Source organism: Methylotenera mobilis 13 (genome assembly GCF_000384255.1).
In the GTDB taxonomy this organism is placed as follows: domain Bacteria; phylum Pseudomonadota; class Gammaproteobacteria; order Burkholderiales; family Methylophilaceae; genus Methylotenera; species Methylotenera mobilis_B.
This window is the reverse complement of sequence record NZ_KB913035.1, coordinates 246,976-263,024: the sequence shown is the minus strand read 5'-3', so window position 1 is coordinate 263,024 and position 16,049 is coordinate 246,976. Positions and strand designations below refer to the sequence as shown.

13 protein-coding genes and 1 tRNA gene are annotated in these 16,049 nt (G+C 44.2%); 9 read left to right on the top strand and 5 right to left on the bottom strand.

The annotated features are described in order from the left end of the window. Positions 1-73 precede the first annotated feature (73 nt). The 4 genes from hemL to A391_RS0101280 all read right to left on the bottom strand — a co-directional run bounded on the left by hemL (position 74) and on the right by A391_RS0101280 (position 2,951). Positions 74-1,363, bottom strand: coding sequence for a glutamate-1-semialdehyde 2,1-aminomutase (gene hemL / locus A391_RS0101295; RefSeq protein WP_019896814.1), 1,290 nt, complete (start codon positions 1,361-1,363; stop codon positions 74-76). Continuing rightward, on the bottom strand, positions 1,360-1,980 hold the full coding sequence (gene thiE, locus A391_RS0101290; RefSeq protein ID WP_019896812.1) for a thiamine phosphate synthase: 621 nt from the start codon (positions 1,978-1,980) through the stop codon (positions 1,360-1,362). The genes hemL and thiE overlap by 4 nt, the downstream gene beginning before the upstream one ends. A gap of 12 nt (positions 1,981-1,992) precedes the next feature. Further along, positions 1,993-2,853 (bottom strand): bifunctional hydroxymethylpyrimidine kinase/phosphomethylpyrimidine kinase, encoded by an 861-nt coding sequence (thiD, locus tag A391_RS0101285; protein WP_029143917.1) that lies wholly within the window; start codon positions 2,851-2,853, stop codon positions 1,993-1,995. A 24-nt stretch (positions 2,854-2,877) separates the two neighbouring features. Continuing rightward, a tRNA-Gly gene (locus A391_RS0101280) sits at positions 2,878-2,951 on the bottom strand. 367 nt (positions 2,952-3,318) lie between these two features. Between A391_RS0101280 and A391_RS0101275 the strand changes: the two genes are divergently transcribed. The 8 genes from A391_RS0101275 to A391_RS0101240 all read left to right on the top strand — a co-directional run bounded on the left by A391_RS0101275 (position 3,319) and on the right by A391_RS0101240 (position 11,393). Continuing rightward, positions 3,319-4,614 carry a transporter gene (locus A391_RS0101275; RefSeq protein WP_019896811.1) on the top strand — a complete coding sequence of 432 codons (1,296 nt, stop codon included), beginning with the start codon at positions 3,319-3,321 and terminating at the stop codon, positions 4,612-4,614. Positions 4,615-4,882: 268 nt separating this feature from the next. Continuing rightward, positions 4,883-6,247: a sigma-54 dependent transcriptional regulator gene (locus tag A391_RS0101270; RefSeq protein WP_019896810.1), complete on the top strand. Its 1,365-nt coding sequence runs from the start codon at positions 4,883-4,885 to the stop codon at positions 6,245-6,247. Between the two features lie 389 nt (positions 6,248-6,636). Continuing rightward, positions 6,637-7,005, top strand: a complete 369-nt coding sequence (locus A391_RS0101265) for a hypothetical protein (RefSeq protein WP_019896809.1) — start codon at positions 6,637-6,639, stop codon at positions 7,003-7,005. 13 nt (positions 7,006-7,018) lie between these two features. Beyond that, positions 7,019-7,573 carry a hypothetical protein gene (locus A391_RS0101260; protein WP_019896808.1) on the top strand — a complete coding sequence of 185 codons (555 nt, stop codon included), beginning with the start codon at positions 7,019-7,021 and terminating at the stop codon, positions 7,571-7,573. Between the two features lie 23 nt (positions 7,574-7,596). Beyond that, positions 7,597-8,223 carry a hypothetical protein gene (locus tag A391_RS0101255; protein ID WP_019896806.1) on the top strand — a complete coding sequence of 209 codons (627 nt, stop codon included), beginning with the start codon at positions 7,597-7,599 and terminating at the stop codon, positions 8,221-8,223. 37 nt (positions 8,224-8,260) lie between these two features. After that, positions 8,261-9,490 carry a hypothetical protein gene (locus tag A391_RS0101250; protein WP_019896805.1) on the top strand — a complete coding sequence of 410 codons (1,230 nt, stop codon included), beginning with the start codon at positions 8,261-8,263 and terminating at the stop codon, positions 9,488-9,490. Between the two features lie 133 nt (positions 9,491-9,623). Continuing rightward, positions 9,624-10,376 carry a C39 family peptidase gene (locus A391_RS0101245; protein WP_019896804.1) on the top strand — a complete coding sequence of 251 codons (753 nt, stop codon included), beginning with the start codon at positions 9,624-9,626 and terminating at the stop codon, positions 10,374-10,376. 141 nt (positions 10,377-10,517) lie between these two features. After that, positions 10,518-11,393 carry a hypothetical protein gene (locus A391_RS0101240; protein WP_019896803.1) on the top strand — a complete coding sequence of 292 codons (876 nt, stop codon included), beginning with the start codon at positions 10,518-10,520 and terminating at the stop codon, positions 11,391-11,393. 206 nt (positions 11,394-11,599) lie between these two features. Here the strand turns inward: A391_RS0101240 and priA are convergent, their stop codons facing one another. Continuing rightward, positions 11,600-13,924 (bottom strand): replication restart helicase PriA, encoded by a 2,325-nt coding sequence (gene priA, locus A391_RS0101235; protein WP_019896800.1) that lies wholly within the window; start codon positions 13,922-13,924, stop codon positions 11,600-11,602. Between the two features lie 457 nt (positions 13,925-14,381). On the opposite strand from priA, the gene argS reads away from it, so the two are divergent. After that, the gene (gene argS, locus A391_RS0101230; protein ID WP_019896799.1) at positions 14,382-16,040 is read left to right on the top strand and encodes an arginine--tRNA ligase; all 1,659 of its coding nucleotides are present in this window, start codon (positions 14,382-14,384) and stop codon (positions 16,038-16,040) included. The last annotated feature ends 9 nt before the right edge of the window (positions 16,041-16,049 follow it).

Here is a 16,049-nt window from a genome sequence, read left to right as displayed (position 1 = left end):
ATATTTTTTATGAAAAAGCCATGAAAGTAACCCGATAACACAAAGCAAACTTTGCGCTTATCAATAACAATTACTACCGATTAGCAATTGCCAAAAATGCTTTTTTAGCCGCCTCTAATGTAAAGGCAATATCATCATCCGTATGCGCTGCTGACACGAAGCCCGCTTCAAAGGCGGATGGCCCCAAATAAATACCGGCATCCAACATGCTATGGAAGAATTGATTGAAATTTTCTTTATTGGTCTGCATCACCTCTGCAAAGCTACTAGGACACTGCTCACTGAAGTACAAACCAAACATGCCGCCAACACTTTGTGCACTAAATACAACACCCGTCTCTTTTGCCGCAGCAACCAAACCATCAATCAGCTTTTTAGTTTTTGCCGTGAGTTTTGCATGAAAATCTGGCGCTTGAATCAACTTTAGCGTTTCTAAGCCAGCCGTCACTGCAACTGGATTACCTGACAATGTACCCGCCTGATACACCGCACCCAAAGGCGCCAAGCATTGCATAATATCTTTACGTCCACCAAATGCACCTACTGGCAAACCGCCACCAATCACCTTACCCAAGGTCGTCATATCTGGCTTGATACCATATAAGGCCTGTGCACCACCTAAATGCACACGGAAACCAGTCATGACTTCATCAAAAATCAGTACTGCGCCATGTTGCGTGCAAAGCTCACGCAAGGTTTGCAAGAACTCCATATGCGGCACGACTAGATTCATATTACCGACAACAGGCTCAATAATGACACAAGCGATTTCATCACCCGCTTTTGCGAACAACTCTTTTAACTGCTGTGTGTTGTTATATTCAAGCGTTAAAGTGTGAGCAGCAACCTCTGCAGGCACACCAGCTGAGCTAGGCTCGCCAAATGTGAGTAAACCAGAGCCTGCTTTTACCAATAAGGCATCTGAATGTCCGTGGTAACAACCCTCAAACTTCACAAGCTTATTGCGACCCGTAAAACCACGCGCCACACGAATCGCACTCATGGTTGCCTCTGTACCACTGCTCACCAAGCGCACTTGCTCCATGCTCGGCACCAGCTTATTAATCAACGCAGCCATCTCTAACTCTAAGCCCGTAGGCGCGCCAAAAGACAGGCTATTTGCAGCAACCGCTTGCACAGCTCCTATGACATCAGGATGCGCGTGCCCCACAATCATAGGGCCCCAAGAGTTAATGTAATCAATGTACTCTTTACCATCGACATCCCATAACTTAGAACCCAAGCCTTTTTTAAAGAAAATTGGCGTACCACCCACACTACGGAAGGCGCGTACTGGCGAGTTGACACCCCCAGGAATTAGTTGTTGTGATTTTTCAAAAAGGGTTTGATTGGCTGATGTCATGATTGAAATAGCTTTGTAAATTGTTGAGAAATTAATTTTACGTCATCCGCATTAAAAATTGCATTGATGACTGCCACTGAACTTGCACCTGCAGCTATTGCTAACGGTGCATTTTCTAAGGTAATACCACCGATGGCCACGGCAGGAACATGAAGCTCCGCTTTCGCATGGGTGAATAAATGCAGCCCTGCTACTGGCGCATTGGGCTTAGTACTCGAAGCAAAGCACGCACCAAACGCCACATAATCTGCACCTAACTGTTGAGCAGAAAGTGCCAAATCAAAACGGTTATAACAAGATGCACCTAAAATTTTACCATTTCCTAATCTAGCCCTAGCTTCGGCCAAATTACCATCATCAGCACCTAAATGCACACCATCAGCATCCAACGTCATACAAAGCTTGATGGAATCATTAATAATAAATGGTACTTGATAGTGGCGACACAAAGGCAACAAAGCACGGGCTTGTTGCGTTTTAAGCTTATGGTCTGCTAGCTTGTTGCGATACTGCAAAATACCAATACCACCTTGCAAGGCAGCCTCCACCTTAGCAAGCAGAATATCCGTATCCTGCTCATCTGGCGTAATTGCATAAAGCCCTTTAATTGCCGACATACTTATTGGAGTCTAGTGCGTTTTAACACTGCCATCGCCACTATTGATGACTGGGTCTTCTTCATCTCGCGCCCAAAACATACGGTCAGGGATGTACTGACCCATGCCTGGCCTGAAACCATTCTTAAGAGTTTGCCATGTGTATTCTTGTGCTTCTAGCACCGCATCTTCAATGCTGAGGCCATGTGCCATACAGGCGGCAATTGCACTGGTAAGCGTACAACCTGAACCATGGTAACTGCCAGCCAAACGCTCCCATTTATAGGCCTTAATCAGCTTGTCTTCGCCATAGAGTGTATTGGTCACTTCAGTGGTACGTTCATGCGTACCCGTAATCAACACATACTCACTACCCATTGCCAATAATCGTGCAGCGCTCTCATCTAAAGAGGTTAATCCGACCTCTTCAGTTTCATCAGCAAATGCAAACCTACGCGCTTCTAAACTATTAGGCGTAATTAATGTAGCTTGTGGAAACAGCAGCTCGACCATTGCCTCCATCATTTCATCATTGCTTAAATCATCACCGCGGCCAGAAGTTAAAATAGGGTCAATTAACAAAGGAATATCTGGATAATCTGCCATAATTTCCGCAATCACCGCGATATTTTCGACCGAACCTAATAAGCCCAACTTAAATGCTGAAACTTGTACATCCTCTAAAATTGCGCGCGCCTGATCATTAACCCAATCAGGGTCCATGGCTAAGACACCATCAACACCGACGGTATCTTGCGCAGTAATTGCAGTCACCACTGACAGTGGATGACAGCCGATACTCGCGAAGGTAAGTATATCTGCCTGTAGCCCAGCACCACTACTTGGGTCTGTACCTGCGAATGTTAAAACTGACGGGGGTGCTTGGTTTGCCATAATATTATCGCTAATCGCTAAAGTTGGAGCGGGTGACGGGAATCGAACCCGCGTATCGAGCTTGGGAAGCTAGCGTTCTACCATTGAACTACACCCGCATAAATAAATACTTAAATGAGATACTAGCTGTAATTAGCAGCCTGCTTATTTTACCACCAAACCTGTATGCACTAAACCTAGTAAGCAAGTTATGGCAATTTAGTGCATAAGTATTTTTTTAAAATAGCTAACTCTTTCTATTGAATACAATATTAGGTTCAACACGAACAGCAACATTTTAATGTTCCCATAAAATAAACTATTGACTATGAAGCTTAATTTTGGCGCATAATGCATATATAACATTGTTGTGTATGTGGTTTATATGGTGCTAACAAAAGTGCAATTGATTATGTTTTTTAGCAATCGTTGTTTCTGATGCGCCAATCTAAAAAACGATGATGATTTATTTTCAGGAGATTGATAATGAACATGAGGGTATATAAATTAAGCGCTATTACATTAGCAATAAGTGCCTGTTTATCAACACATGCTTGGTCAGGAGAAGCTATTGTTGACACGAAAGATGTAGAACAATTACGCAAAGAGCTAGGTGAACTCAATAATCGTTATGAAGCACAAAGCGCTGCATTACAAGCTTTGGCACAAAGGCTACAGCAACTTGAATCCAGTGGACAAGGCCAAGCAAGACCGATGCATGCTGTTAATAAAAAAATGGTGGTCGCCGACACTGACACTAGTTCAGGCACAAGTAATGAACGAGCATCCGCCTCAGATGCCAATGAACCAGTCATAAAAGAAGCACCTGCCTCACGTAGTGCTGAAGCAGTTTATCGTGAACAAAATGCTTTATTCAATAAAACGTTCACACTAGAGGCTGGCGTTAGCTACAGTCATACCGATCGCCGTCAACTGACACTAGAAGGTTTCTTGGCACTAGATGCTATTTTTCTTGGCAACATCAATCTTGACCGCATTCAATCAGACATCACTCAATTTGACCTCACTGGTCGCTATGGGGTGACAGATCGCCTTCAATTTGACCTCAATTTACCTTTTCTCTATCGCGCCTCAACTTATGAGTCTGGGGGTGCGGCGGGTGGCAGTGCGTCAACACTAAGTGAGCGAGATATTAGCAATGCTGGCTTAGGTGATGTAAGTGCTGGTGCTTATTATCGTATATTCCCAGAAACACCTACAACGCCTGATGTAGTATGGAACGTGCGTGTAAAAGCGCCAACTGGCAAAGACCCTTACGGCATTAAGCTTAGAACAGACCCCGGCAACTCCAACTTGGTTGTTCCTGACGATCTTCCTACCGGCAATGGCGTATGGACACTATCTTCTGGCCTAACTTTCGTTAAAACCATAGATCCTGCCATTCTGTTTGCCAATGTTAGTTATGCTCATAACTTCACCCGAAAATTTGACGATATTAGCGGCCAACCAAACACCAGAACTTCCGGCGAAATTGACTTAGGAGACGCCTATCAATTAGGTGGCGGTTTAGCTTTTGCACTGAACGAACGCATGAGTATGAGCATGTCTTATGCACACCGCTTTACACAAAAATCTAGAATTAAAGCTGATGGGCAGAGTTGGACTAGTGTCGTTGGTAGCGACTCAAGTGCAGGTTCGCTTAATTTTGGTGTGACTTACGCAATGACAGACCACCTTTCAATGGTAGCGAATGTTGGTGTGGGCGTAACACCTGATGCACCTGATGTGACAGTAGGCATGAAGTTTCCATACAACTTCTAAGGTAGCCTGACGATATGGCACTCAGTAACTGCTAGCTTTAGTGTCAGCAGTTACTGAGCAACTAAAGCCAGTCAAAACAACAGCTTATAGAATAACCCTAACAGACTAAGGTGTTGCCCTTAGTTTCAAAGCAAGATAATCCATATATCATTCGGTTCTGTTGTGAAATTTCGCTAGAGGTAGCCTATGCTTCATTATCACCATTAAATATGTCTGATATTGATTAAACCGTGGCGCTGCCTTTAAGAAGCAAAACGGGAATCCAAGCATGCATAATCATAATATTGAATACCGGAACCTTCTTTATTTTAATGCCTCATGTACACCACCTATGCCAATACTGGTGGGTGAAATCAATAGCGCTGGCTGGAATGTACAGTTAGTAGAAGACGTGCCGAGCGCTCAAAATGCACTACTCAAGTATTCCCCGCGCGTAGCTATTGCCCAGTTTGATGATTCAAATGGGCGCTTGCCAGTGCCTATTGAAAATTTTTTCAGAAATGTAGATCAGGTAGAGTGGGTTGCGCTCATCCCCAAAAAGGCAATGAATAATCACCATATCAAACAAATTATTAGCGAATCTTTTTATGATTTTCATACGCTCCCCCCTGAGGCTGACAAGCTACTGGTGACACTTGGGCATGCTGAAGGCATGGCATCCATGAAGCGCGACAACCCAGCCACTGGTCAATTGCAACCCAGTGAAGATGAAATGGTTGGTGCCAGCCCACAGATGTTGGATTTATTTAAAAATATACGTAAAGTTGCCAGCGTAGACGCGCCCGTGTTGATTACTGGTGAAAGTGGCACAGGTAAAGAACTTGCCGCGCTGGCGCTACATGAGCGCTCCACCCGGCATCACAAACCTTTTGTTGCTGTTAATTGTGGCTCATTACCTAGCGGATTGATTCAATCAGAGCTATTTGGCCATGAAAAAGGTGCGTTTACTGGTGCCAGCCAACGCAAAATCGGGCGCATTGAGGCGGCGGCAGGTGGCACTATCTTTCTAGATGAAATTGGTGATTTACCACTAGAGTTGCAAGTAAATCTTTTGCGTTTTTTGCAAGAAAAAACCATTGAGCGCTTAGGCAGTACAGAGAAAACTCATGTTGATGTGCGGGTACTCGCTGCTACGCATATTGATTTAGAAGCCGCTGTGAAAAACGGAAAGTTCCGTGAGGACCTTTATTATCGACTCAATGTACTGAAAATTAAAACGCCGGCGCTACGTGATAGGGAAGGTGATATCGAAGTGCTTGCCAAATACTTTTTTGATAAGTTCTTTAACGAAAAAAGGCGCAACGTCAAAGGATTTTCGCCATCTGCATTGCAGCTAATGAACCACTACGCGTGGCCAGGTAATGTACGAGAGCTTATCAGCAGGGTGAGGCGCGCGATGGTGATGTGTGAAAGGCGTCTAATCACCCCAGAAGATTTAGACCTTGACCGTCGTAATGGTGAACGCCAAATAACAACACTTGAATCTGCCAGAAGTACGGCAGAAATGGAAGCCATCCGCAATGCCTTACATAAAAATAATAACAACCTTACACTTGCATCCCGCATGCTTGGTGTATCCCGTGCGACTTTATATCGATTAATGGAAAAGTACGACTTGATGCCTAAAATCTGAGAGATAGTCCCTAGTACTGATGGTGACCATCTTTCATTTATCTGCAATTGACTTGCCACTTTTACTCATCTTCTTTTTATTCAATGTGCTTGATTAAGCCTTCCACTTTCAGCATTCAGAATAACACACTGCTTTTCTAATAGAGCACTGTTGCAATTTTGATACACTTTTTGAAAATTAATTTATCCATTAAATTCAATAAGATAAAAAAATACCACACGAGACCTGTCACAAGTTCGATACAAACACAATCCGACTGTGACTTCTAAATTTCATATAAAGTTCAATATAAACATATAGTTACAATGTTGGCATGCCGATTGCTATATCTAATTCCAACGATTCGATGCGCATTGTTAACACATCGGCAAGTTTAGGAGTTTGCAAATATGTACTGGCTATCAAAAGATCTAAGTAAAGACGAGTATCGCCCACTAAATAGCAATCAGCGTTTGGTTGAGTTTTTGGGTCGGATATTTGTCATTGCCGTGCTCTGCAGTTCAAGTTTAGCAATTGCCGAGCCTGTAGATATTGCATCTTACTCAGAGACACTCAATTGGCTAGATGATGACAACACAACGATAGACGATGACGCATTATTATCAATTAATGGCAAAGGTGCTGAAACAACTAGGTTAGAGAGTGACTCAAAATTTGCAATTATTCTTTGGGATGAGGGCAGTCAAGGTAACAAAGGCAACACAAACCATGAAATGAGTAGTAGCCCTGTGATTACGTTGACAGTCATTCAAAAGTAAAGGGATCCATGTCATGCACAACAAGCACTTACAAAAATTACAGCAAATAACCATTGCCTCACCTTTGTGTAAGCCTGTTGTGTCAGGTCTTATTGTTTTAGGCTTGATTGTGCCGACACTCTCGATAGCATTAGCAGCAGATGGAATTGTTGTGCTGCAACGTGAAGTTCCAGTTCGTCCAGCCATTCGTGATGGACAACCTGGCCACGCAGTCACTGTTGACACCTCACCAGATGACAAGATTAAAACGGCTGTGGGTCAGAGCGTAGGCGTTAAGCCAATCGAGTTAGGTGATGATGAGTTTTCCTCAATCTCCACCAACAGCCCATCATCATTAAACGTAATGACTGACTCAAACAAACTATCTGGGGCTGTACTTAATAGCTACGGCCTTGGCGATAATAGCCATCCGGCACAATCAGCGACGTCAACGCTATCAAGCACTATTGGCGGTGCAGTGGGTGGTGCAGTTGGCGGGTTGCCAAGCCAAATTAACGCTGGGGTAAGTGGCACTAGCAATGCATTAAATGATATGACTGGCGCCATTATGCGCAGTAGCGGCCAATAGAAAAAGAGCTTGAGGAAACCATCATGAACTCAAAAGCATTAGTCACAGTATTATTAATTCCGCTATCTGGTCTGCATAGCCAGATAGCAATTGCGCAAGATAACCTGCCTGATATTCCAAGCTACATGACACAGAGCATCATTGATAGCAATGCGCTAAGCCATGTACGTGGGCGATTTGCTGTCAACATGACAGCAGGTGACTCGAACACCCAAGCCAATACGGCAGCCATTGCGCTAGGCACTCAAAATGGTCCTGCAATTGGCATCGTGAATGGCATGCAAGTAACAGGTTCACAACAGGCTAATTTACCTGACATCGCAATTGCGACGATTGGAGGCCAAGCCTTTGCGCATAGCTCAGGTTTGATTTCGGTCAATCAGTCAAGTGGTGTAGGGAACGCACAAGCGAATGGCGCAGCATTCGCAATGGGATTTGAAGAGGTGGTAGCGGAAAGCGTACTCTCTGCCGCAACTTCAAATGCAGTACCGATTGACGCAGGAAATAGCAAGCGTCACCAGTCAGTATCGATAGATGATACTGCGTTTCATGGTGCACACGGGTTAGTTCAGGTGAACCAATCGGCAGGGTCGGGCAATAGTACGGCCAACAACTTTGCGCTCCAAGTGCAATTGGGCGCAAAGCCGTAATTTCTAGTTTTTAACCAACCGTAATTAGGAGAATAACATGAAATCGTCTTTTGAAAAAAAATCCATCGCGTTGGCAGTGGCCGCTTTGCTCACTTCGCCAGCAGTATTTGCTAACGATAACGATTATGGTCGAGGCCATGATGATGTCGAAATTAAAAAAGAAATTAGCTTGGAACAAGATGTGGAAATAGAGGGTAAGGTTGATGTGAACGGCAGTATTTATATTGACGCTAGCTCTACAGCGCTCGTTAATGACAAACAAATTAACGGCGATAACAATGTCACCAACAATGAATCCACCAACACCGCAACGGTTAACGGCAACGCACTTAACAATGCTAGCGGCAACATTGGCCTCAACGTTACCGCAGGTGATAACAATCAACAAGCGAATGCAGCAGCATTTTCTGCCGCTGATGCCAGCTTTGTGTTTGGCTCATCTGATGCAGAAGTGTTTGCAACACAAGCTGTGGTTGGCAACAATGTTACTAACCTAGGTCAAACCAATGCAGCGACACTTGGCGGTAATGCGCTTGCTAATGCAAGCGGTAATATCGGCGTTAATATTTCTGCTGGTAACAATAATCAGCAAAAAAATGACCTTGCTGCATCTGTCGCTGTAGCACGCATGGCGACAGCTACGGTTCAAGTGACCCAAATCAATGGTCATAACACGACCTCAAACGACCCTATCCATAAAGAGGAAGTGCAAAATGTAGCAGTTAGCTTAGCACTTAACGCAAGTGGTGGTTACTTTGGATTGGGTCTTGGCGGCTATTCTGGAACTGCGTCAGGCACAACCACTGGCACATCTGATCAAATTGGCGATGTTTATCCTGACATTTGGACTGGTAATGCTCAAAATGTTCCTCCTGGTCAGCAACACACTGCTCATCCAGGCGGGTCAGCTGATGGTCACTTTGACCTAGATACACAAACTCAAGGTGGTAGTGACCTTAATGATGATGGTGGAGCACTTGCATTCAACAATGATGGCACATACTCAGGTACGGAGGGCGGCCATCTAGGTTTCTTTGAAGCTGGTGTTCAATCTCTATCTGGCACTGTGACAGGCTACATTCCAGTAGTAGTGGCAACTAACCTAGCAACAACTAACACTTCAACACTAGGTGATAACGCATTGATGAATGCCTCTGGCAACATTGGTGTGAACATCGCATCAGGCACCAACAATCAGCAATATAACGGCTTAGCAATCTCTGCTACACAAGCTGGTGCTGCTGGTGGCGGTAATGGTGGTGAATAACGTGCTTAGATAGCACAACTATCATGCACTGACAGCTCAAAAGGCCGTCTTAGTAAGTATCCACTAGATTTTTCTAGTGGATACTTCACCACTAAATACTTGCATCACGATATGTTAGGAAAAGAGAGTTGTAATGCTACATATCTGCCAATATCGACTTACTCATAAATCGCTGCGTGTGTTCGCGATGCTTATCATCACGCATATAAGTGTCAACGTTTCATCTGCACTGATACAACCAGCAATGGCTACCGATATAAGATTCGGTGGGATTGTCCCTGGATTGGGCATTATTCAAAAAAATATGCTGAGTATGCGAGAGCTAAAGTTTACTGACATGGTGCCGCAACACACTGATTTTAGCTGTGGTGCTGCTGCACTAGCGACTATTTTAAATTTTGCATACAAGAGAGATTTAACTGAAGAAGATGTTATCGAAGGCTTATTAAAAGTAAGTGATCCTGAGTTAGTGCGTCAAAAAGGATTTTCTCTATTAGATATTAAAAACTACACGCAAAGTATTGGCTTTCGTGGACGTGGTTATAGTGTAACCCCTGAGACTTTAGAAAAAGTGACGATTCCGACCATTGTTTTGCTTAATTACAAAGGTTACAAACACTTTGTCGTACTTAAAAAATCCACATCTGAAAGGGCTTATATTGCTGACCCTGCTTTGGGTAACCGCATCATGAAAAGAAGTGAATTTGATGCCAATTGGAATGGGATTGTATTTGCTGTCATTGGGCAGGACTTTGATCGTGAATCAATCTTACTCAAACCAAAAGAACAGTTAACGGCAAGAACACTAACCGACTCATTTCACCCTTTAACTGATGCAGAACTGTTTGACTTTGGATTTGTGCGCTCAGATATGTTGGGGCTGTAAACATTTAGTTAATAAGCACTAACGAAAAAGAATTAATGAAGAAGGTAGTGCGTTCGTAATCGCTCAATTGCAATACATTTAAGTACAACATTAAAAGCAATTAAGAATAAATGTAGCTGAGGAGTTTAGGAGGCTTTAAAAATGAACATCTCTACAATCAATTCGCTTCAACACGCTCAATATTTACGTCAATTAAATTTGAAAAATGTGCAGCATGCTCGTTTACTGTCTGCTCCTTCTAAAAAAGTAGCATTCATGTTAGCTGGCCTCATTGCCTTTAGCCCAGTAGCCAGTGCAGCTTTGCCACCAGATTTAGAAGTATTTAATGGTATGCAAGAGGTTTCTGACAGTGACTTAGGCCATATGCGTGGTAAGTTCGCTAGTAATAATCAAGTGCTATATTTTGGGGTAGAAATGATTAGCCAATGGGAAACATCAACAGGCAATGTTATTACTGCTGGTGCCAACCTGAATATAGACTTTAGATCGAACACACCGTCTGTACACTATGTACCAACTGTCAGCATAGAACAATCTCAAAACACTATTGCGACTCAACAATCAAATGGGGCCAATAATGTGAGTGGAGGAGCGGGATTAGCAAACATTAGCGGTGTTTCACAAACCATACAGGTCGCCGGAGCTTCTAACAATATTCATAATGGTATCGATATGCAAGTGGAGCTTACATCAACGAACCAAGGCGGCTCTATCGCCAATGCAGTAAGCGGTCAGGCCGGGCTGGTATCAGCCACAGGTAACGACGGGACGATTGCAACGGTCTCGTTGTCCCACAACAATATAGGCGTCAATGTGGTGGTCCCAGGGCAAGGACAAATATTACAAGAAATTAGAAATCAAGGCATGTTCCAAGCTGCACGTATCGGTGGTGACCTTAACCAGATTCATAACGCAATTACGATGCATATTGGCTTAAATGCAGCAACAGGCAGCGGTAGCACTAGTGCATTTGCCGCAATACAAAGTTTAAAGAGCCTGCCTCAAAACAGCTTTTAGGTTCAGCCACAGTCAGTCTTGAAAAACGTTAGTGATAAAGTATAAGAAGGCTGTGGAAGATGCGCTTATGTTATACAGTCTAATGCCAAGGTATTGCTTGCGATCTAAACATCGCTCGCTCCATGGGCATGAAGCAATGGTTATCCATCATCATTGGCGCATCTTCCACAGCCTTCTTATCATGCATGACAGATGCTGATAATGCATCAGAACTCTAAAGGGTTCACATCAACGGCCCATCTCACCTTAGTTGCCATGGGTTGATACCTTAACAGGTCAACTAGCTGCGTAAGCAGTTTTTGTAATGCTGGACGATGGGTTGAATGCATTAAAATATAAGCTCTTTCCATCCCTTTTAAACGTTCCATCTGTGGCCGAACTGGGTCATAAGTCATAACATGCTGACTAAGCTGACGCGCCTGCTCAAACGCAAACTGTAAAAACTTCTGCACCAATGCAAAATCATGCGCTTCTGCACGTAGCAACGCAGTAAACACATAGGGTGGAAACTGTACTTGTTCACGCTCTAACAACAAGTCATTGGCATAACTTGCATAATCTTGCGTGCGTAATGCATTAAACAAGGCATGATCTGGAAATGCTGTCTGAATAATTACTTGGCCTGCTTTATCAGCACGGCCCGCACGCCCCGCAACTTGCATCAGTTGTGCGAACAAGCGCTCACTTGCCCTAAAGTCAGGGCTGTGTAGGGCGCTATCAGTATCAATCACGCCCACTAACGTTAAGTTAGGAAAATCATGTCCTTTAGCCAGCATCTGCGTGCCCACTAAAATATCTATTTCCTGATTATGTACACGATCTAGAATTTCAACCAAGGCATGCTTACGACTAATGCTGTCACGATCTACCCTTGCGATACGCGCGGTTGGGAACAAGGTAGACAACGTCTGTTCTAGGCGCTGTGTACCATGACCTGTCGGGTGTAAATCCGCATTGCCACAACTTGGGCATTGGTTCGGTATTCGCTGCTCATGTCCACAATGATGGCAACGCAATTTTCTTTGCCCTAAATGCACCACCAAACGGCTACTACAGCGCGTGCAAGGCGCAATCCAGTGGCATGCAGAACACAACAAGACTGGCGAATAGCCACGACGATTAATAAACAATAGCGACTGTTCTTTACGTTCCAGCCGTAAACGCAAGGCTGACACCAGCTGCGGTGTTAAACCATGCTGCAAGTTGACCTTAGTGGTATCAATACAATCAATCTTAGGGAGTTGTGCTGCAGTGACCGCACGCTGTTTTAATGTAAGCAAGCCATATTTATTAGACTGACTATTATTAGATAGCGTGCTTGAAACTTGCACACTATTGCCCATTGCGTTGTACCAGCTTTCTAATGCTGGCGTTGCGGAACCCATCAAAACAGGAATATTGAGCCGTTTTGCGCGCACCAAGGCTACATCGCGCGCATGGTAACGCATACTATCTTGTTGCTTGTAGGAGCTGTCATGCTCCTCATCAATAATAATCAGCTTTAAATGTGGCAGAGGTGTAAAAATTGAAAGTCGCGTACCAATAATAATCTGCGCGACACCCGCCTGCGCAAGCTGCCAATTATGTAAGCGCTCACCCTCACTCAAACTACTATGCAAGCTTACTAAGCTATATTGAGGAAGTCTCGCCCTGAATCTTGCCTCAAGCTGGGGGGTAAGGTTAATTTCAGGCACTAGTACCAGAATCTGGGCACTGGATGGTTCAGATTTTGTTGTAGCAGAGTCAGCCGAATTATTTTTCGCTTCTGGGTTATGTTGTACCTTTTGGCTATTTTGCGACGCTTGCAAGATATGTTGCATCAAGCGGATATACACTTCAGTTTTTCCACTTCCAGTGATGCCATGCAACAACCACGCCTTAAACGCTTTAATGTCTTGCGTGATACTTCCCACCGCCTGTGCTTGCTCATCATTCAGCGCAGGTTGCGGTGTTTCTAATATGGCAGGCACGCGCTTGACCGCCAACACCTGCTCACTTGTAGCATAGCCTAAAGCGACCAGTTCTTTTGCCGCCTTACGCGCACTAGATGACAGCGCATCTAGCTCTGCTTCCGTTTGTGCATTATTTTCCTGCAACGCTACCAGCACTTGTCGTAAAACGCGCTGCCTTTTTGACATGGATTCAATATCCACCTGCCTACCTAAATCAGTGATTTGGTATAAATATTGTTTGCGCGAAACCGCTGGTGCTACTTGGCGCAAACGTGCAGGTAAGGCTGACAGCAAAGCTTGGCCAAACGGGTAGTGATAATAATCCGCGCTAAACTTAATCAAACTTAACATTTCAGCATCAAGCGGTGTTTCTTCAACAAATGCCTGCGTAATTGGCTTAAGTTTCTCTATCGCAAATTCACTGGTGTCCGCGTTGGCTATCACAATGCCTATTTGATTACGGCGCCCAAACGGTACCAGTACGCGCTGGCCAATTGCTACGTGTTGATCCCCGCTTAAATAATCAAATAAGCGTGCTAGTGGTACATCAAGTGCAATTTTTAAGATGGGTTTAGACAATGGAGTAGAATATTGGCGTGAAAATTTATTAGGTTTAAAAGTACTTTAAGTTAAAAAAGTAAGCGTAATATGCCATCTATTATGCTGCTTTTAACAACTGTTGGCATATTTAACACAATATTTATAATCGCTTTTTTCGTATATACGGCAACTATCTTAAGGAAACGCGGAATAAGTCTCCGAGCGAGATAAAGTGCACCCGCAAGGGGCGTGTCCTTTAAGACGGCTGCTGAAGCAGCTCGGCTTAACACCAAAGGCGCACGGAGCGCAGAAGCCGAGATAGTTGCGGTATACAACGAGGTTGCGAGTACCGCGCAACGCAGCAATTTGCTCGCGTAGGCACTTATTCCGCGTTTCCTTAAATCATTAAGCTTGAAGTATTCACTAGCACATGATGACTAACGTGCTAATCACTATTATGAGTTAAAATACCGTTTTTAGCTTTTATGCAATTATTGTGAAAACACATCTTACCCAATTACTGACGACTGCCGCAAAAAGTATTGCGCCAGAAATAACTGATTTAACAATTATATTAGAGCGCCCAAAATCAGCCGACCATGGCGATTTTGCCACAAATCTAGCGCTCGTTTTAGCCAAGCCGCTAAAACAAAACCCGCGTGCAATCGCCACTCAAATTATTGAGGCGTTGCCAGTCAGTGAATATATCGCTAAAACTGAAATTGCAGGTGCGGGTTTTATTAACTTCTTTTTAAGCCCGCAATCCAAACAAGTCGTCATTAAAGATATCTTCAATGCTGCTGAACAATATGGCCGCAACAACAACGGCAATCAGCAAAAAGTACAAGTAGAGTTTGTATCTGCCAACCCAACGGGCCCATTGCATGTAGGTCACGGACGTGGCGCAGCGGTAGGTGACTGCTTGGCACGCTTACTCGATGCAAACGGCTGGAATGTGACCCGTGAGTTCTATTATAACGATGCTGGTGCGCAAATTGATAACCTCACCATCTCAGTGTTGGCAAGATGCAAAGGCATCTCAACAGAGCATGAAAGCTTTCCTGAAAATGGCTACCGCGGCGAATATATCAATGATATTGCAGCTGCTTTCCTAGCCAAGCATACCGTGGTTGCAGACGACATTGAAGTGACTGCGAGTGGCGATATCAATGACTTGAACTCAATTCGCACTTTTAGCGTGGCGTATTTGCGCCATGAGCAAGATCTAGACTTAAAAGCGTTTCAAATTAAGTTTGACGTATTCTCACTAGAAAGTGCGCTTTATACGACAGGCAAGGTTGAGCAAACGGTTCAAGCCTTAATTAAAAGCGGCCATACTTATGAAGAAAACGACGCGCTTTGGCTTAAAACCACAGACTTTGGCGATGACAAAGACCGTGTCATGCGTAAAACTGATGGTGGCTACACTTACTTTGTTCCCGATGTTGCTTACCACACCGACAAGTGGAACCGTGGCTTTGTACGCGTGATTAACGAGCAGGGCGCAGACCATCACAGCACCATCACCCGCGTACGCGCAGGCTTGCAGGCGTTAGATATCGGCATCCCAAAAGGCTGGCCAGATTATGTATTGCATCAAATGGTGACCGTGATGCGCGGTGGTGAGGAAGTTAAACTTTCAAAACGTGCAGGTAGCTATGTTACCTTGCGTGATTTAATTGAAGAGGTAGGTTGCGATGCAACGCGCTACTTCTTAGCTGCACGCCGCGCCGATTCACAATTGGTATTTGATATTGATTTAGCGCGTAGCCAAAGCAACGACAACCCAGTGTATTACATTCAATATGCACATGCGCGTATTTGCAGCGTACTAAGCCAGTGGGGTGGCGATATCAGCAGCTTGGCTAACGCCAATTTAAACCCACTAGTCACCGCGCATGAAACTGCACTGATGCAACGCTTAAGTGAGTACCCAGAAGTCGTCGCCAATGCAGCAACTGAGCTAGCACCACACGTAGTAGCTAATTACTTAAAAGAATTAGCTAGTGACTTACACAGCTACTACAACGAATATAAATTCTTGATTGAAGACGAGTCACTGAAACTCGCTCGCTTAAGCCTAATTAGCGCTACCCAGCAAGTCCTTAAAAATGGGCTTGATTTACTTGGTGTTGCCGCCAAAGAGAGAATGTAAGGAAACAAG